The 17,619-nt window shown below is 45.5% G+C and carries 18 protein-coding genes; 9 read left to right on the forward strand and 9 right to left on the reverse strand.

Going from position 1 to position 17,619, the window contains the following annotated elements:
- The first annotated feature begins 195 nt into the window (after positions 1–195).
- Both LDK34_RS02385 and LDK34_RS02390 read left to right on the forward strand, forming a co-directional pair.
- Positions 196–675, forward strand: a complete 480-nt coding sequence (locus LDK34_RS02385) for a MarR family winged helix-turn-helix transcriptional regulator (protein WP_178943068.1) — start codon at positions 196–198, stop codon at positions 673–675.
- Positions 676–744: 69 nt separating this feature from the next.
- Entirely contained in the window at positions 745–3,075 is a 2,331-nt protein-coding gene (locus tag LDK34_RS02390) for a MucBP domain-containing protein (protein WP_236941445.1), read from the forward strand.
- Between the two features lie 178 nt (positions 3,076–3,253).
- Here the strand turns inward: LDK34_RS02390 and LDK34_RS02395 are convergent, their stop codons facing one another.
- The 7 genes from LDK34_RS02395 to LDK34_RS02425 form a co-directional block, all read right to left on the reverse strand.
- The gene (locus LDK34_RS02395) at positions 3,254–4,057 is read right to left on the reverse strand and encodes a glycosyltransferase family 2 protein (RefSeq protein ID WP_236941446.1); all 804 of its coding nucleotides are present in this window, start codon (positions 4,055–4,057) and stop codon (positions 3,254–3,256) included.
- A gap of 215 nt (positions 4,058–4,272) precedes the next feature.
- Positions 4,273–5,907, reverse strand: a complete 1,635-nt coding sequence (locus LDK34_RS02400) for a peptide ABC transporter substrate-binding protein (RefSeq protein WP_178943065.1) — start codon at positions 5,905–5,907, stop codon at positions 4,273–4,275.
- 29 nt (positions 5,908–5,936) lie between these two features.
- Positions 5,937–6,746: an ABC transporter ATP-binding protein gene (locus LDK34_RS02405; protein ID WP_178943064.1), complete on the reverse strand. Its 810-nt coding sequence runs from the start codon at positions 6,744–6,746 to the stop codon at positions 5,937–5,939.
- Positions 6,730–7,635, reverse strand: coding sequence for an ABC transporter permease (locus tag LDK34_RS02410; RefSeq protein WP_017261385.1), 906 nt, complete (start codon positions 7,633–7,635; stop codon positions 6,730–6,732). The genes LDK34_RS02405 and LDK34_RS02410 overlap by 17 nt, the downstream gene beginning before the upstream one ends.
- Positions 7,632–8,627, reverse strand: a complete 996-nt coding sequence (trpX, locus tag LDK34_RS02415) for a tryptophan ABC transporter substrate-binding protein (RefSeq protein WP_161004513.1) — start codon at positions 8,625–8,627, stop codon at positions 7,632–7,634. The genes LDK34_RS02410 and trpX overlap by 4 nt, the downstream gene beginning before the upstream one ends.
- A gap of 425 nt (positions 8,628–9,052) precedes the next feature.
- Entirely contained in the window at positions 9,053–9,349 is a 297-nt protein-coding gene (locus tag LDK34_RS02420) for a helix-turn-helix domain-containing protein (RefSeq protein WP_236941447.1), read from the reverse strand.
- A 1-nt stretch (position 9,350) separates the two neighbouring features.
- Positions 9,351–9,692: a type II toxin-antitoxin system RelE/ParE family toxin gene (locus LDK34_RS02425; RefSeq protein ID WP_284144497.1), complete on the reverse strand. Its 342-nt coding sequence runs from the start codon at positions 9,690–9,692 to the stop codon at positions 9,351–9,353.
- A gap of 372 nt (positions 9,693–10,064) precedes the next feature.
- Here LDK34_RS02425 and LDK34_RS02430 point away from each other — a divergent pair, with 372 nt between their 5' ends.
- From LDK34_RS02430 to LDK34_RS02455, 6 genes are all read left to right on the forward strand, one after another.
- Positions 10,065–10,469 (forward strand): fluoride efflux transporter FluC, encoded by a 405-nt coding sequence (locus LDK34_RS02430; protein ID WP_178943062.1) that lies wholly within the window; start codon positions 10,065–10,067, stop codon positions 10,467–10,469.
- Entirely contained in the window at positions 10,462–10,851 is a 390-nt protein-coding gene (locus LDK34_RS02435; RefSeq protein WP_178943061.1) for a fluoride efflux transporter FluC, read from the forward strand. Before LDK34_RS02430 ends, LDK34_RS02435 begins: the two co-directional genes overlap by 8 nt.
- 81 nt (positions 10,852–10,932) lie before the next feature.
- Positions 10,933–11,802 carry a DegV family protein gene (locus LDK34_RS02440; protein WP_178943060.1) on the forward strand — a complete coding sequence of 290 codons (870 nt, stop codon included), beginning with the start codon at positions 10,933–10,935 and terminating at the stop codon, positions 11,800–11,802.
- A 289-nt stretch (positions 11,803–12,091) separates the two neighbouring features.
- Positions 12,092–14,077, forward strand: coding sequence for an N-acetylglucosamine-specific PTS transporter subunit IIBC (gene nagE / locus LDK34_RS02445; RefSeq protein WP_236941449.1), 1,986 nt, complete (start codon positions 12,092–12,094; stop codon positions 14,075–14,077).
- Positions 14,078–14,169: 92 nt separating this feature from the next.
- On the forward strand, positions 14,170–14,574 hold the full coding sequence (locus LDK34_RS02450) for an immunity protein Imm33 domain-containing protein (RefSeq protein WP_178943059.1): 405 nt from the start codon (positions 14,170–14,172) through the stop codon (positions 14,572–14,574).
- A 259-nt stretch (positions 14,575–14,833) separates the two neighbouring features.
- Positions 14,834–14,977, forward strand: coding sequence for a putative holin-like toxin (locus LDK34_RS02455; protein WP_178943058.1), 144 nt, complete (start codon positions 14,834–14,836; stop codon positions 14,975–14,977).
- A 258-nt stretch (positions 14,978–15,235) separates the two neighbouring features.
- Here the strand turns inward: LDK34_RS02455 and LDK34_RS02460 are convergent, their stop codons facing one another.
- Complete coding sequence (locus LDK34_RS02460) at positions 15,236–15,418, reverse strand: hypothetical protein (RefSeq protein WP_161001849.1); 183 nt, start codon at positions 15,416–15,418, stop codon at positions 15,236–15,238.
- Between the two features lie 60 nt (positions 15,419–15,478).
- Positions 15,479–15,838, reverse strand: a complete 360-nt coding sequence (locus LDK34_RS02465) for a VOC family protein (RefSeq protein WP_178943057.1) — start codon at positions 15,836–15,838, stop codon at positions 15,479–15,481.
- Between the two features lie 227 nt (positions 15,839–16,065).
- Between LDK34_RS02465 and LDK34_RS02470 the strand changes: the two genes are divergently transcribed.
- On the forward strand, positions 16,066–17,619 hold the full coding sequence (locus tag LDK34_RS02470) for an ABC-F family ATP-binding cassette domain-containing protein (RefSeq protein ID WP_161004521.1): 1,554 nt from the start codon (positions 16,066–16,068) through the stop codon (positions 17,617–17,619).

Below are 17,619 nucleotides of genomic sequence, written 5' to 3' on the forward strand. Positions count from 1 at the left end.
GCTGGCTCAAGATACCTTAAACAACCGGCTACGGCGGTCATTGAACTATCGCTGCCCAGCCGATCTAATGCCTGAACTAGCTTAGCAACTAGACCACTTCTAAGAATAGATTCTTAGTGTTGCACTTGATTTGACAATTGAGGGATTTTATAAAACTATTTATTTTCCGAAATATTCTTTGGGGGAGATGGGGCTATGAAGGCAAATCCGGAAGAAGTGGATCGAGTCGTCAAGATATTGGCTGATGACTATCAAACGAATTTCCGGGCGATTGAGCAGATGCTAAAAGAGTCGGTTCAAGAATTCGGCGAAGGGTGGGGCAGTATTTCACTATTGACCCAGATCTCGAATGGTCAGCGACTAACAATGTCCGATTTGGCTGAACGGAATCACATCACCAAAGGGGCGATTTCAACTCAAGTTACCGGCATGTTATCTAAAGGGCTAGTTGAAGTTGTTGCGGACTGTGATGATCGACGTCGGCATTATATTCATTTGACGAGCAAGGGCGAACGCTTAATGAAGCGTGTTAACGATCACGCTCAATTTGTTGCCCATGATGTCATTAAAACGATGGGGATGGTTGGCATCAAACAGCTACATAACGACTTTACGACGTTTACGAGTACGATTGTTAACTCAACCCATTATTACAGTAATGATGAGTCTGAATAAACGACAAGTCAAAAACGTTGTTGCACATGATCTAGTGACTCAACTTTTTAAAAATGAGGGGGTATTATTTTGGAAACTAAAACACACTTCAAAATGTACAAAGATGGAAAACAATGGACTACATTGGCGGCGACAGTACTGGCGGTTATTGGAACAGGGACTGCTATTGCAAAAGCGGACGAAGTGCCAAGCGTGGTTACGCAGGAAGTCAGCAGTGGAAATGTAGCATCATTAGCCTGCTCTCAGGTGACATTGAGTGCGACAAGTCAGGCAACATCCGCTGCATCCAATAATGTAGTTTCAATGGCAAGCAGCGCCACAACTGATACGTTACTGACAAGTAATTCTGCGGCACCTAAGACGCAGGCAAGCAATAATACAACGACTGAATCTGTGGCCAGCTCTGTTTCGTCTAATTATGACAATAATGATCAAAGTGCTGCTGCGTCAGTTGACAAAGCGGCCATAAGCGTTGCATCGACGGCTGCCAGCACTGATAGTGTAGCTACTGTAGTGCCTACCGCTAGTTCTAACAAGCAAGTTAACGTTACCAATCTTGGCGACGTTGATGAGCAAGTGGTAACACAGGCAAAATCATTGGCTGCCAAGGTGTATCAGCAAACTTCACGACCACAAGAAATTACACGCGTGGATGCCACGACGACGCCAGCATCTGCTGCATCAGATACAATAACAAAATATACTGATCCTGCCTATTTTAGTTCTTACACTTGGCTAGATCCTGACCCGACACATTATACGTTTGACCAGATTGCGATTAATGATGGTGGCTTGATTGTGACATCAACCAATCGTAATGGGGATGGAACGATCTATATTCATGAATTAATGCCGAAAACGTACACGCCTGTTGAAATATATATACTGAATTTGGGTCAGCGCGTTATTTCAAAAAAATACGGATTTGAATACGCAAACCAAGATTACGGCGTCAGTTACTTTAACAAAATGAATTACACGACGTATATGGCTCAATGGCGGGCTGATGGTACTTACTCTGAGGCAGATCATTATACGTGGGTGCCAAAATTAGTTACGGCGACAACAAACTTTGTTGACGAAACTGGAACGGCCATTAAACCGGCAGCCACATCCCAAGGACTAGCTTGGCAAACATATACGGATACGCCAGCCATGATTAGCGGGTATACGCTTGACCAAACAAAACTGCCGAAAAATCAGACAGGTCAGTTAACGTTGTTTGGCAAAGGTTGGACGGGAACAATGGACTACGATGACGGTGTTACCGCCAAGTTTGTTCAATTAACGGATACTGGGGATATTGATGTGACGATAACGGATGATCATCAATATGCAAAAACGCCAACAACGACACAAGTCTTCCATTTTAAGGCTGGCGACGAAAGTTATCAGTCTTATACTGCATTAGATTGGCGTGGTTGGGAAAAGACGATTTTCCTGAATAATCCTACGTATGGAAAGCCTGCAGTGGTGACCTATGTTTATTCTTCGAACTATGCGATCAGTGCCCGTAAAACGGTCAATGAAACCATTAACTATGTTGACCAGCAAGGAAATGTAGTTGTAGCGCAGAAAAAAGCAACGCCACTCAATTTCCTAACAGTTCACGATTCAGCGACAAAGACGGATACAATTTTTTATTCAACAACAAAATCTGTAGCAGATGCTTCAATTGATCCGGGCACGGGAAAGCCAGTAGGAGACGGTTGGCAAACAGGGACTGCTAGTTTTGATGCAGTTTCAAATCCCACAGTAGCCGGGTATCACGTTATTAGTACAACTGCGCCAAATTCTGATTTGACTCAAACAAGTGCACAGAGCGTTGATAACAACAGTCAGGATTTAATTTACAACGTGGTCTATGCAAAAGATCCCGCTAAACCACAGGTTGTCCCACCCGTCACACCTCCAGACGAACCGAATCCTGTTCCACAACCAGATGAGACACCGGGAAACACGCCGATACCAACGGCCCCGAAGACGAATAATGTGACGCCTAATACACCAGTTGTATCGACACCCACTGTCGTGCAGGAACCATCAGTGCCAGTTAATGAAACACCTCAACAACTGACTGCTGAACCCAAACTAGTTCCAAACGTGCCAGGCAATGTGTCACCAGTATTTGGTCCAATCGTTACGCAAAAAAACATTAATTGGTTGGTCCCAACTCAAAAAGTGCAATTGTCCCATGACGTTACGATTGACACGGTTGCCGCAACACAGCCTCAAAAGAACCGGCAACCACAGCATGCGCTCAAGACGACCTTGCCGAGAACTGGTGAGCATGATGCCTCGACTGCCACTTTGATTGGCGAGAGTCTATTGGGAATGATTGGATTAAGCGCAGTTGTTGGAGCTTCACGACGGTTCAAACATGGCAGGTCTAAGAACTGACTAGTTCTTGTAGAGATAAAACTTTTTTGAAACGATTCGGTGCAACAAAATTGTATGAACGTTACAACTACTAGATTTGATATAATTTATTAACATAAAGTTCGTAAAAAATAACATGCCACCTAACCAGCCGACATCATGTTGTCAGAAGGGTTAGGTGGCATGTTCTATTTACAGGTTATTCTTTATTCTTAAACGCATCGTTCAACGAAGTTCGGTTCGAGGCCAACAGCTTTTGTAGAGACAAACGTAAATCCGATTCCTGAATCACATCACTAATTTTATCAAGTGCGGCCATTTCGGAGGCGAACGTCTTGGCGGACAGGTTGTGACTGGCGCTGGTGCCGTGGGTGACGTAATGGTACGTTTGGTACGCATCGTACCAGAAGACGTTGGCGTCGCGAATGTAAGTCACATTGAACAATTGATCTTCCATAACGGAGAGCTCAGTGTCAAAACGCAATTGGCGTTCGCGGATGATTGACATGGAATAGCACTTGTTCCACAGAAAGCCACGAATGTCGCCACCCGGTTTGATGATGTCTTGCAACATTTCGCCTTGGGTGAGGTGACGAGACAGTGGCTTGTTGACGGTGGCTTTGATCAAACCGCCATCGGCAAAGTATCCGCAACATGCTAAGTCTGCTTTTTGCTCAGTCATATTAGTAACGAAGTGACTGATATAATCGGGTTCACACCAATCATCACTGTCAACGAAACAGACGTAATCACCATTGGCCTCATCTAAGCCACGGTTGCGGGCTGCTGACACACCCTGATTTTCCGGCTGGTGCAGCACACGCACGCGGCCATCGGCGGAGGCCCAAAAATCAGCATAGGTGCCAGATTCGTCAGGGGATGCATCATCGACCAGCAAAATTTCCATGTTTTCGTATGTTTGCCGGCACAAACTGGCAACACAGCGATCGAGGTAATCGACCGCTTTATAAACGGGCACGATGATGGTGACAAGTGGTTGCATTTGTTCAGCTCCTTAGGTTAATTTGACTGGTTCAATTTAATTTACTCATATTAATCATCGAAATTCGTGTGATAACTTGCTTCTAGGATACACGAATTTACACCAGACGATAAGCGCCAAGTATTCAATGTGCAAAAAAACTACGATGAAATTTTTCATTTTCATCGTAGTTTTTTGAATCAATATCGTAGTTATCGCTTCTGAATAATAATTAGCTACTTAACGTCGACTGATTTATAATTCCAGTTCAATCCAGCTGAGTTGTAAATGACACCCTTTACGTAGGGGCGTTGTAGGAATGGACCAGAACCAAAGTATGAACCAGAATACAATGGCAGAATGGCATAGCTTTTGACCAATGTTTGATCGGCTTTGACAAGGTTCTGGAAACGCGCCTCTTTATTCAAGGCGTTCTTGTTTGCAGAATCCTTAACGTTTTGATCGTAGCTGGCATCTGTCCAGCTCCCATTGTTATAAGGAGCGTTCGTGGTGAAGAGCGCAAACGTGTAAGGATCGCTGTAATCTGCTCCCCAAAGGGTTACCGTGGCATCATAGTTTTTGTCTGTCATTCGCGTTAGCCGAGTTTTGTTAGGAACGTTTGTGACGTCAACTTTAACGCCAGGGAGCTTTTGAAATTCTGATTGCAGAAATTCAGCATTCTTTTTGCCTGTGTCGCTGTCATCGGCAAGTAAGTTGAAATGGAGATCGTTAATACCAGTTTCCTTTTCGCCTTCTTTAAGTAAAGTTTTGGCTTTGCTTAGGTTTTGCGTCAGCGCGCCGTTGACCGTGGCTTCTTTAGCAAAGTCAGTCCCTGTCTTCGGGTCTTTGGCTAGCTTTGGTGGCGTGAATGTCTTAGCCGGTGTGGAACCATCTTGCAAAATGTTGTTGGTGAGCTGTTTGCGACTGATGGCATAGGATAGGGCAGCCCGAATCTTTTCGTTTTTAAACGCTGGCACCTTAGCCATGTTCAGAGAAACGTAAGTCACAGATGAACCCGCCCGATACAGATAATCTTTACTGTGTTTGTACTGGGCGACTTGATCACCACTGAGGTTGGTCATGTCAATCTTCTTGGAGTTATACGTGTTGAGTTGCGTATTGGACTCTTTCACGACCTGAAAGTTAATCTTATTCAACTTAACGTGTTTCTTATCCCAATAAGTTTTATTTTTAACCCAACTCCACTTGGTGTTTGTCCCTTTGTATCCCTGTACACGAAACGGACCGTTATACACCTGTGTGGCGGAAGACTGACCATATTTTTTACCAAACTGTTTGACAGCATGTTCGTTTTCCGGGAAATAGACCGGAAAACCGAGCAGGAGTTTGAAATAAGGAATTGGCTTCTCCAGCGTGACAGACAGTTTATACTTGCCATCGGCCTTGATACCCAGGCTGTTCACAGATTTTTTACCTTTTTGGATGGCATCGGCGTTTTTCACGCCATCGAAGAGGTAGGCATACTGACCACCGGTCTTAGGATTGTTAGTTCGACGCCATGAATACACAAAATCTTGAGCCGTAACCGGATCACCATTTGACCACTTTACCCCGTGTCGTAGGTCAAACGTCCAGTGAAGGCCGTCTTTTGAAATTGTTGTGTGGGTTGCTAAGGCGTTTTCAGGTTTAGAATCTTTGCCTAGGCGATAAATACCTTCTTCAGTATTGGACATTGCCTCTAATGATTCGTTGTCCACACCGAGTGATGGATCAAGTGACGGCATTTCTGATGGTAGTGCCAGGTTCAACTGACCTTTATGGCCGGAAGCGCCCTTACTGTTCCCACAAGCGGCCAGCGTTAATACAGATAACGCAGTGGCCCCCAATGCGATTAGTTTTCGTACTTTCATAAACAATGATTCCCCCCCAGAATGATGTTTTATAAATCTTCAAAAAAGTTGAATAACTGTTCCCGCGTGAGTTGTTTCTTTTCCTCACCACGGACGTCAAACGTAATCTTACCAGCGTTCAGAACAATCAGCCGGTTACCGTATTTCAAGGCGTCCTCCAGTCGGTGGGTGATCATCAGGCAGGTGAGGTGGTCGGCGGCAATTCTATCGTTAGTTGCCGTCATGAGTTGTTGGGACGTTTTGGGGTCCAGTGCTGCGGTATGTTCATCCAGCAACAGTAGTTCTGGTTTACTTTCAACAGCCATTAGAAAGCTAAGTGCCTGCCGTTGTCCACCAGAAAGGCTGCCAGTTGCTGTGTTCAAACGATTTTCCAGATTGTTATTCATGGTTGAAGCCATGGTTTTATATTCATCGAGATGTCTGCGTAAGCCTCGTGGTATGAGGCCGCGTCGTTGTCCACGTTTGCTAGCTAACAGAAGGTTTTCGGCGACGGTCATCCGTGGCGCGGTCCCTAGTTTAGGGTCCTGGAACACTCGCGCTAGAAAACGCGTGCGTTGTTCTTCACTCTCACGTTTGATTGACTTGCCATGCAGTAAGACATCACCTTCGTCAGCGTTCAAATTACCCCCGATAACGTTGAACAGGGTGGATTTACCGGCACCGTTAGAGCCCAAGACGGTAATGAAATCGCCGGGGTAAACGGTCAGATTCAGTCCGTTTAAAATTTTTGTTTCGTTAGCAGTATGTGCGTTAACCACTGTGGAGACGTCTTTTAATTCCAATAGTGGTGTTTCGGTGGCTGTATCAGCGTTCACAGTTTCATTAGTTGTTGCGTTCATCGCGAACACTCCTTTCAATCAGGCGGTCAAAGTGGAAGAACTTGCGGAACCGTGGCAACAACAGGCAGATGGCCAAGATAATGGCGGATAGCAAGTTGAGGTCGTTAGCCGAGAAGTTTAACTGGAGTACGATCAGTAGCACGAAGCGGTAGAGGATACTGCCTAGTGTGACCGCGACCAAACGTTGTGTGAGGGAAAGGTCACCGAATGCCACTTCACCAATAATGATGGAGGCTAATGCGATAACGATGATCCCGATGCCCATGTTAACGTCCGCGTAACCGTTGTTTTGGGCAACTAAGGCGCCACCCATTGCAATCATGCCGTTTGAAATCATCAATCCCATAATCGTCATGCGGTCTGTTTTGATCCCGATGGAACGTGCCATGGTCGGATTGTCACCGGTCGCGATGAACGCTTGACCAAGGTTAGTGTTCAGGAAGAAGACAAGGAGCAGGGTGACAACGATGATGACGACTAAGCCGACAAAGACACTGTCGAAATATTGTGGTAGTGAAGCTAAAAAGTCGTTCTTAAATAGGGAGGACTTGCCGAGCAAACTGAGGTTGGCGCGACCCATAATCCGCAGGTTAACGGAATAGGCGGCCGTCATGACCAAAATCCCGGCTAACAAAATTGGAATGCGGCCCTTTGTGTAAAGTAATCCCGTAATTAAACCGGCGACCATCCCAACTAGAAACGCGCAGAGTGTTGCTAACAGGGGATTCATGCCACGGTAGATAAGGGCGACGGCTGTTGCGGCGCCTAGTGGAAAGGTGCCTTCAACGGTCATATCAGGGAAGTCGAGAATTCTAAAGGTAAGAAAGAGGCCAAGCCCCAGGACGGCCCATAATAGGCCCTGTCCGATAGCTGATGTGATTAAACTCATTTGAATAGTTCCCCTTTCTGTTGTGCTTCTTTGATGTAGGATTTTGGAATGGTGATGCCTAATTGCTTGGCTGTTTTAAGGTTAATGGTTAAGTCGCCGTGACGGACGTACTTGATTGGCGTCGTCGCTGGTTTTGACTTGTGCTTCAGAATTGATGCGGTCATGTCACCAGTCAAACGACCTAACTTGTACTGGTTAATGGCGTAGGTAGCAAGACCACCTTGTTTAACCATTGTGTCAGCTGCTGGGAAGACCGGAATCTTCTTCGCATTGGTGTTGGCAACCAGTGTCTGCATGGCGCTAGCAATTGTGTTGTCGGTTGGAACATAAACGGCATCAACTTGGCCGGCCATGGTCTGTGAAACTTGGTTTAAATCATTGGTGTTAGAGATGGAGTACACCTTGAGCGTGATGTTTTCTTTTTTGCACAGTGCTTTAAACTGCTTGTACTGTGCGGTCGCTGAATCATCACTGGAAGTGTAGATAATACCAAGCGTTTTCAAGTTTGGCGTCAGTTTTTTGATCAAACCGAGTTGTTGTTTCAGTGGAGCTTGATCCGAGACACCAGTGATGTTACCGCCGGGGCGTTTGTTGTTGGCAACCAACTTGGCGCCCTTAGGATCGGTAACGGCACCCAAGACAATCGGCGTCTTCTTAGTAGCGTTGGCCAAGGCCTGTGCAGAAGGAGTCGCAATTCCGACCGCGGCGTTGACGTGTTCGTGAACAAAACGGGCGCTCATGGATTGCAGGTTACTTTGATCACCCTCGGCATTTTGAAAGTCGATGTGAATCGTTTTGCCGGGGATGTACCCGTGAGCCTTCAAGCTATCATCAATTCCGTGATTGATGGCGTCCAGCGCAGGGTGGGTAAGTAACTGTAATACCCCGACCGTTGGGACCTTTTGTTGGGCCGCTTGTTCTTTACTTTCCTGGAAGTAGGCGACACCGAGAAAAACTAGAATAATGGCAATGAGACCATACATGCGTTTCATAGAAATAACTCCCTTTTCAAACAGAATGTGGTGCTGGCTAGATAGTGACTGACTTTGATGTGAAAGACGTTAGACTTCAACCCGAAATTGCTCACGCTCGGATACAAAAAGGGCAGTTCGCAATAATTGCGAGCTGCCCTAAAAAATAAAAACACCGAGCCCGCACAGGTTTTATAAAATCCGTGCGCTCTCGGTGATGAATTCACATCAAAGTTAGTCGGCACAGATACAATCGAAGTGATCTGACTTCAGATTGCATCCATGCAAGATGGTGGTTAAGCAATCTGATTACCGGCTTTGCCAAGTATTCAATTGGTTCTTAACGTTTTGACTCATCGCAACTAACTCCTTTTCTTAAGCTGTCTTTATGAAATCAGTGTAGAGGAACAGTAAAACTGTGTCAATAAGTTTTTTGAGAAAAGTTCTCATTTTTGATAGGAAAGGGGTGAATTGCTATCTTTACCAAGGCTTCGTAGAACTTGTTCCATGATTTCCATACTTTCGTCACTAGGAATCATTTGACCTTGTTCGATTTGAATAATGACCTTTTTAGAAACGCCAGATTTTTTAGCAAGTTGGCGTCGGCTTAATCTCATTTGGTTCCGTAAGTCATAGATTTCAACGGCAGCATTGTTACGCTTTTGAGCCTCTTCAAATAGTCTTTTTTTTGCAGGTTCTTTCAAATCCTCATCAATAAGAGAATCAATTGACTTGAGCTCCATTTTAATCTTTTCCTTTCGTATAGCTGTTGCGGATACTTTTTGCCCGTTTTATTTCTCGACGTGGTGTTTTTTGAGTTTTCTTGGTAAAACCACTTACGATAATGTATTGAGATTTGGTGACGTGAAAATAGAGTGCCCGTTGTGAATTAAACTTAGTCCTGATTCGAATTTCATATAAATTCTGTCCAATTTTTTTAACCCATTTCTTCGAAATCGACACCTGTAGACCGATGCTTTCAATTTGAGCGATTTTCGATAAAATTTCCATTCGATCTCTGGAATTCAATGTGTCTAAAAATGTTCGAAATTCAGGTGACCAGTCAAAGTGTACTGAATTTTTCATTTGTATCGTAGCATGTGAAACACTAGCATTCAACTCCTTTATCTCGTCTTAAAACGCCCGCCACTAAACGGTTTTGCGACTGCTCCTTTAAAAAATGGCAGAAAAAAGGCAATACCCGAAAAATGGGTACTGCCTTAACATACGTAAATGATAGTCGAAATGTTTATTGCATGATGGAGATTAAAAATAATAGTTACATCTATCAAAATTAAACGAACCAATTAGTGTTCTGGTTTAAGTCACTGACCAGCAATAACGCCAATTCAATGTTGGCTTTGTTGAGTGCAAAAGAATCTTGTGATTATAAACTTGCTAAAATACTTAGATATCAGTAATCTGAAATGATATTCGAATTAAAGGAATGAGTGCGATATGTACAAACGAATCCTAGCAGTCGCCGGATTTGCGTTTATTGGTGGCGCCTTACGCGAAATGCTAGAACTGTGGTGGCCGTTTTCAACGAATTGGTTCGGCACGACCATCTGTATCAACATTGTCGGTGCATTCTTGCTCGCCATGATAAACTTTTGGGTGGCAAACCGGTTTGCGTTGCCTAGCCAGATTATCTTAGGGCTCGGGACTGGTATGATTGGCGCCTTTACGACATTTTCGAGTTTTTCGTTAGAAATCGTGACGCTGCTCAATGCTGGTCAGATTATGGGCCCGATTATTTATGTCCTCCTTTCCATTGGCGGCGGGGTGTTAGCCGCGTGGGGTGGTCAGCGACTGGCAGATCGTTTGCTAGGCGACCGAATGGACGGTGATGATAATGCTTAACTGGATTTCAGTAGCATTGGCTGGCAGCGGTGCGGCGATTGGTGCGACAGGGCGGTACCTGGTCATGCAGATTGCCCAGTTAATTTCACATTGGCGTCTACAACACAGTGGTCGTGTGCCATCACGATTCCCGTGGCCGACATTTCTCATCAATGTTAGTGGCAGTTTCATGCTGGGCTGGGTGATGAGCAGTGGTTTAAACACTGGCATAAAGGTGCTTGTTGGTGCTGGGGTGCTTGGCGGCTTCACCACGTTTTCGACGATGGCTAATGAAATTGTCTTGTTAGCTCATGACCAGCGTTTGAAACTGGCCGTTTGGTACGGTTTGCTTTCACTTATCTGCGGCGTGTTGGCAGCAGTGGTTGGCGTGAAATTGAGCTAAAACTGACAGCTACTTGGAAGGTCTGAAAAACCGAATTGCAGTATACTAAGGGTAATACTTCGTGCAAAGTTGGGAGAAACAATGAAAATTGCAGTTCTAACGGATAGTTCGGCTTATATCAGTCAGACCGATCTCGACCGTTATCACATTTATGTTATTAATGATCCGGTGTTGTTCGGTAACCATGTTTATCACGAAAACGTGGATCTGGATTCGGCCAAGTTCTATGCGATGTTGAAAACGGAACATGTGACGCCAACAACGTCGCAGGCTTCGAATGGTGAAGTTCAGCGTGTGCTGGATCAAGTAGTGGCTGACGGGTATGACACGGCCATTATCGTTGGTCTATCCAGCGGTATTTCGGGCTTTATCTCAAATGTAGAAGCGTATGCGCCAACAGTAAAGGATATTGATGTGCATGTGTGGGATTCACGAATCGCCTGTTCCGGCGCCGGCAATCAGGTGCTATTGGCTGCTGCGTTGGCTGAAAAGGGACTTACCGTGTCGCAGATTTTTTCGCGGCTGGCAAAGTTGCGTGAAACTACCAAGGTGATGTTTGTGGTGAACGACATGCGCCACTTGATGCGTACCGGGCGAATCTCCAACGGTCAATCGCTGATTGGAACCATGTTGCAGATCAAACCAATGCTAGCGTTCACACCAGAAGGCAAGATTGTGGCGACCGGCCGCGAACGGCAAATGAAGCGTGCCTTTCAGACAATCCAGACGAGTTTTAAGCAGATCGTGGCTAATGCAAGTTATCCAATGCGCGTCAGCATCGTGGACGCGAATAATCCCGAGTTGAAAGCGCAGTGGTTGGCGACGGCCAAAGATGAGTTCCCCGAAGTGACATTCGAAAGTAGCATTATTGGACCGCTGGTTGGGGTTCATACTGGTGAAAAAGCAATGGGATTCATTTATGCGCGTGACTGGCGGACACTGGTTGATTAAGAGTGTTGATGTAAATTGAAAAAGTGATTTCAGCAATGTAAAAAGCGTAATTGGTATAGACACCGATTGCGCTTTTGTTGTGCCGTTTTAAAACTGTGAAAGCAAAATTGGATTGAAATAAAAAAATTGAAAAAGTTTTCGTTGTTGAAACCAATTGGTACAGTTGAAGTTCGAAGACTGGTATAGGTCAATGCAGGCGTTTGAACGCTTGCATATCAATTCTGTAAATGTGAACTATTCACATTGGTATAAAACAGATTTAGAGAATTGATATGGGAGTGCGATGAACATGAAGGATTACTTTCAGCGAATTGGCCGGTCATTGATGTTGCCGGTCGCCACGCTGCCCGCTGCGGCGCTATTGATTGGGATTGGGAACTGGATCGGCGGTAAAACGACGATTAGTGTGTTCTTGGTTAATGGTGGGATGGCCATTTTAGATAACCTGGCCTTGCTATTTGCGATTGGTCTGGCATTAGGGATGTCGGAACGACAAGACGGTGCGGCCGCAGTGGCTGGATTGGTCGCCTACATTGTGCCAGATTACATGTTAAACCCAACTCAATTGGCGACATTATTACATGTGAAGGTGAGCGCTGTAAATCCAGCGTTTACAGCGATTCATAATAATGTGCTGATTGGGATTATTGCGGGACTAATCGCTGCAGCACTGTTTAACCGGTTCCATGAAACTAAGTTGCCGATGGCGTTATCCTTCTTCTCGGGCAAACGATGTGTCCCGATTCTGGCAGCCGTGACAATGCTGGTTGTGACGCTGGTGATGTTGTTTGTGTGGCCAGCCGTTTACGGCGCACTCGTGTTGTTTGGGACATCAATTGCTAAGCTTGGCTGGGTCGGTGCCGGATTGTACGGTTTCTTCAATCGGTTACTGATTCCAACGGGGCTACATCATGCGTTGAACGCTGTATTCTGGTTCAACGTTGCTGGTATCAACGACATGGGTAAGTGGCTCGCAGGCACTGGTGTTAAAGGGATAACAGGGATGTATATGGCTGGCTTCTTCCCTGTCATGATGTTTGGCTTGCCAGCTGGCGCTTACGCAATTTACCGGAATGCCAAACCACAGAACAAAAAGAAGACTGGTTCGTTGATGTTGGCGGGGGCGTTTGCTTCCTTCTTCACCGGTGTCAGTGAACCATTAGAGTTCTCGTTTATGTTTGTTGCTTGGCCATTGTATGTATTGCACGCTATTTTCACTGGGTTATCCTTGGCGTTTGCGGCGGCAATGCACTGGACCGCTGGCTTTTCCTTTAGTGCAGGATTTGTGGACTTCTTGTTGAGTACACGGATGCCACTAGCACATCTGCCATTGATGTTGCTGGTCCAAGGCATTGTGATGGCCGGCATTTACTACTTTGGTTTTGATTTTGCGATTAAACGCTTTGACTTAAAGACACCAGGCCGTGAAGACGATGTTGCGTTGGCCGATGATGACGCAACCGACGTGGCTGGCGCAACAGATGATAAGTACTTGCGTCAAGGCCGCCGCATCTGGGCAGCCATTGGCGGCAAAGATAATATTCAACAGATGGGTAATTGCACGACCCGATTACGCTGGAAGTTAAACGATACTGGCAAGATTGATCAGCCAGCGATTAAAGCTGCTGGGGTGCCAGCGGTTAACGTTTTGGACAAACACAATGTGCAGATTATCGTTGGCACCGAAGTTCAGTTTGTGGAAGACGCACTGGAATCCATCTATCGTGGTGACGTACCAGCGGTTGCGACGGCCGGTGTGGATGAGACCGCTGGTAACGCTGTCGATGTGCTCACACCAACGGATGACGCAGAGACAACCACGACAACGTTTGCCGCAGTTGCGACTGGCCGGTTGGTCAAACTGAGTGATGTGGCGGATGATACGTTTGCCGGCAAGGTACTGGGCGACGGATATGCCGTTGAGCCAAGTGCAAACACAATTGTTAGTCCGGTGGCTGGCAAACTGACGATGGTCTTTCCAACTAAGCATGCATTTGGAGTCACGACGGACAGTGGTCTAGAGATACTGGTTCACGTGGGGATCAACACCGTTGAACTGAATGGCAAACCATTTGAAGTGTTGGCAACGGTCGGTGATGAATTAACAGCGGGACAGCCTGTTTTGGACGCGGACATTCAAGCCATTCGGGATGCTGGCAAACACGCTACGACGATGGTTGTCGTGACCAATATGGATCATGTTGACGACGTTCGGGTAGATGCTGTGAAGAATGTCGACGCTGGTGATGACGTGGCTGTCGTTAAGGGTCACTAAGCTGTCATTTGAAAGTCACTGTAACTTTGCCGATGGAATGCGTATACTGGTGGAAAGAGTAATGCCGAAACGCATTTTTAGGGGGAAGTCACGTGGCAGATAATGAACATGATATTGTTGCGAAACCATTGAAAAACGCGGGTGCCAGCTTGGTATCCAACACGATTTTACAGGGCAAGGGACCGCTGAAGTATGCGATTCGTGAAGACGCTGTTGCAGATGCCGATAACGGTTGGCGATTCTTTGCGGAGAATGATACAGATCCGTTGAGTACGGAGATGACGCCGATTGATTTCAACCTGATTTTACAGATGCAACCGGCCGTGTTTGGCATCTACGAATACCCAGCAGGTAGCACCCTGCAACTCGTCGTGTCACCAGATGGCGCCGCACAGTGGTGGGATAATGATTTGGAGCACCCTGTTAAAGTGCGGGCACCAAAGGCAGAAGAGTTGGCGGATGATACGCCAGATGACGACAACTCTGATGGTGAATGATGTGAGCATGATTAAGAAACTAACAATTTGTTTCTCTAATAATTTATAAAAATACAGACCACATGATTTTTCATGTGGTCTGTATTTTTATGAAATGGATTATTTGAACTAGTTATTATCCAAAATACGTTTGAATGTACAAAAACAAAGACATTAATAAACACAAAACTGTCGCAACTCTATTAGCGGTCCGGTACAATTAAACTTAGTTAAGGTTTAAAAGAGAGGCGGTTCGTTTTCAGATTTGAGGTGATGCTCTATGGCCGACATAGCATACGAAATTCTACTCGGAAGGAAAACGGTTATGCATCAAAAGGATACATTGACGCTGATGTTAGCAGCTGCTACGTTTGTGGTACTGCTGATAGGCTTGATTATCCAAATCATTGCGTTACTTATGTAATGATGGTGCAAAAAAAGCCCTCGTAAACTTTGACCAGCGGAGAAGGCTTAATTTGTGCTATTTGAATTAAACTTCGAAAATGGGCCACCGCTCTTAAAGCGGCAACTGAGGGGCTATCGGTGTACCAGCACCGATAGCCTTTTTTCTACACACATATTTTACCACAAAGGATTACTTTAGGAATCGTAATAACATTTAAACGCGAATCAAAGCTGTCGGTCTGACGATGACGGTTAACATAACAGCTATCAGTCAAACTTACTTTTGGTGATCTTCAGCCCACTTACCGTGGCGAATACTAATGGCCATGTAAAGTACAAAGGCGATTGTGGTTGCGCGAGCTAGCATACGCCCACCCTTACTGCGAGTGTTAAAATCATATCCCCAACCGAAGCGGCGTGGTTTGAACAAACGATGGTAATCGTGTTTAACTGGTTTCATAAATACGTTCCTCCTTATCGCGAGTGACGAACAATGAACAGCAACTTTACTAACTCAATTCTACTTGGCGCGCTCCAAAATTTCGATTAAATTGCCTTCAAAATCGTTAATATAAATGGCTTGAAGATCGCCATCCGGTGTCGGTCCAGCGATAATGGGTACCCAGTAATTTTGTAAGTGACTGATAACATCCTTGATCCGGTCATGAGCGTGAAGAATGAAATCTGGGTGGGCAACATCTTTGTGGGCCTTGTGTTTGGGCACGGTAATGAAAGTCAGTGGTTTGCCAGCTACTGTGACCGTTTCAGTGCCGTCAGGTAGGACATCATCAGGCATGTCGAAGACCTCGTGATAAAAACGCCAAGCACGTTGTGGATCGCTAACGTTAATTTGATACTGACTGATGGTGCGCACATTCATGGCGGAAGCCTCCCAATAATTATTCTACGTCGATTGTAGCATACGCCACGTTGGTAAAAGACCTCGCGAGTGTGTTATATTATTAAATACTGTATATATGAAGAAGACTGTGTCAAACGGTCGCTGGATAAAATTAAAAGCGCGATTTAAAGGGCCGGGATGGACGTTTTGGACATGCCGGTTTTCTATCGGACACAGCACGACTAAGGGAAAAAGAGAGTAACGAAATGAGTTTGTTAGAAGTATCTGGTTTATCGATGAGCTTTGCCGATAAAAACTTATATGAAGATGCCAGCTTTCAATTAGAGAAGGGTGAACATCTCGGGATTGTCGGGCAGAATGGTGCCGGTAAATCAACATTGATTAAAATTTTAACGGGTACGGTGTTACCTGTTGAAGGTAGCATTAAGTGGCAAAAGAATATTCGTATTGGGTACTTGGACCAGTACGCTGACATTCCGGATGGGATGACGCTGATTCAATTTTTGCATACGGCTTATGCTGATTTGTACGCTATGGACGAGCAAATGCAGAAGTACTACGCAGATTATGCTGAATCCATGGACGACAAGTTGCTGGAAAAGGCTGGTCGAATTCAAGACGAACTGGCAGCGCGTAACTTTTACGAAGTAGAAACGGAAATTGAACGGGTCATCAGTGGTTTAGGATTGAACGAAATCGGTAAGGACCACGTGGTTTCAGAAATGTCTGGTGGGCAACGGTCAAAGATTATTTTGGCTAAGTTGTTGCTGGAAAATCCTGATGTCATTCTGTTGGATGAACCGACTAACTACTTGGATGTTTCGCACATTCAGTGGTTGGAAGATTATCTGAATGGCTTTGAAGGTGCCGCAATGGTCATTTCACATGATTACGACTTTTTGGAAGCTGTGACAAACGCTATCTGTGACGTTTCGTTTGGCCAGATCACGAAGTATCGTGGTAGCTTCAAGAAGGCCATGAAGCAGAAAGAAGAGAAGCGTGAGGCGCAAGAAAAGGCTTACGAGAAACAGCGTGTCGTGATCGAAAAGAACGAAAAGCTGATTTCCAAGTTTAAAGCCGGTTCACACTCTAACTTGGCCAAATCGCGTGAGAAGATGCTGAAACATATGGATCGGATCGATCCACCGTCAGATGCATTGCAGGCACGGTTCGACTTTCCATATTTGGACACGGGTTCACAAAATGCGTTGGTGGTACGCAAAATATCTGTTGGTTATGAGCATCCACTGTTAGCACCCGTGACGTTTACGCTGGGTACTGGTCAAAAGATTGCGTTTGCTGGGTTCAACGGGGTCGGTAAATCGACCTTGATTAAATCCATTCTCGGTCAACTAAAGCCATTGTCTGGTGAAGCTGAGTTCTCGCCATCTGCGAAGGTGAACTATTTTAGCCAGGATCTGGTGTGGGATGACGATAGCAAGACGCCTTTGCAAATCATTCAGGATGAATTCCCAACGATGCTGCCGAAAACAATTCGGACTAAACTGGGTGCGGCTGGGATTAACGCCGCTAACGTCATGAAGCCGATGAACCTGCTTTCTGGTGGTGAACAAACGAAAGTCAAGTTGGCTGTCATGGAATTGACGCCATCAAACTTCCTAATCATGGATGAACCGACCAATCATTTGGATGATGAAACAAAGCATGCGTTGGCTGATGCCCTGAACAAGTTCCGAGGCAATCTGATCATGGTTAGTCATGAGGAGGGCTTTTACGACGACTGGATTGATGAAGTACTGAACGTTGAAAAGCTGAGTTTACGGAAGTCGGACAAGTAG

It is taken from the genome of Furfurilactobacillus milii, assembly GCF_021654115.1.
Lineage (GTDB): Bacteria > Bacillota > Bacilli > Lactobacillales > Lactobacillaceae > Furfurilactobacillus > Furfurilactobacillus milii.

Bases quoted from the DNA above. Each gene is read 5' to 3' on its own strand.
- LDK34_RS02435 (WP_178943061.1), top strand. From the start codon at position 10,462: ATGCTTAACTGGATTTCAGTAGCATTGGCTGGCAGCGGTGCGGCGATT.
- LDK34_RS02410 (WP_017261385.1), bottom strand. From the start codon at position 7,635: ATGAGTTTAATCACATCAGCTATCGGACAGGGCCTATTATGGGCCGTC.
- LDK34_RS02440 (WP_178943060.1), top strand. From the start codon at position 10,933: ATGAAAATTGCAGTTCTAACGGATAGTTCGGCTTATATCAGTCAGACC.
- nagE (WP_236941449.1), top strand. From the start codon at position 12,092: ATGAAGGATTACTTTCAGCGAATTGGCCGGTCATTGATGTTGCCGGTC.
- LDK34_RS02385 (WP_178943068.1), top strand. From the start codon at position 196: ATGAAGGCAAATCCGGAAGAAGTGGATCGAGTCGTCAAGATATTGGCT.
- LDK34_RS02465 (WP_178943057.1), bottom strand. From the start codon at position 15,838: ATGAATGTGCGCACCATCAGTCAGTATCAAATTAACGTTAGCGATCCA.
- LDK34_RS02395 (WP_236941446.1), bottom strand. From the start codon at position 4,057: ATGCAACCACTTGTCACCATCATCGTGCCCGTTTATAAAGCGGTCGAT.
- LDK34_RS02460 (WP_161001849.1), bottom strand. From the start codon at position 15,418: ATGAAACCAGTTAAACACGATTACCATCGTTTGTTCAAACCACGCCGC.
- LDK34_RS02455 (WP_178943058.1), top strand. From the start codon at position 14,834: ATGGCCGACATAGCATACGAAATTCTACTCGGAAGGAAAACGGTTATG.
- LDK34_RS02405 (WP_178943064.1), bottom strand. From the start codon at position 6,746: ATGAACGCAACAACTAATGAAACTGTGAACGCTGATACAGCCACCGAA.
- LDK34_RS02400 (WP_178943065.1), bottom strand. From the start codon at position 5,907: ATGAAAGTACGAAAACTAATCGCATTGGGGGCCACTGCGTTATCTGTA.
- LDK34_RS02470 (WP_161004521.1), top strand. From the start codon at position 16,066: ATGAGTTTGTTAGAAGTATCTGGTTTATCGATGAGCTTTGCCGATAAA.
- LDK34_RS02420 (WP_236941447.1), bottom strand. From the start codon at position 9,349: ATGGAGCTCAAGTCAATTGATTCTCTTATTGATGAGGATTTGAAAGAA.
- LDK34_RS02425 (WP_284144497.1), bottom strand. From the start codon at position 9,692: ATGAAAAATTCAGTACACTTTGACTGGTCACCTGAATTTCGAACATTT.
- trpX (WP_161004513.1), bottom strand. From the start codon at position 8,627: ATGAAACGCATGTATGGTCTCATTGCCATTATTCTAGTTTTTCTCGGT.
- LDK34_RS02430 (WP_178943062.1), top strand. From the start codon at position 10,065: ATGTACAAACGAATCCTAGCAGTCGCCGGATTTGCGTTTATTGGTGGC.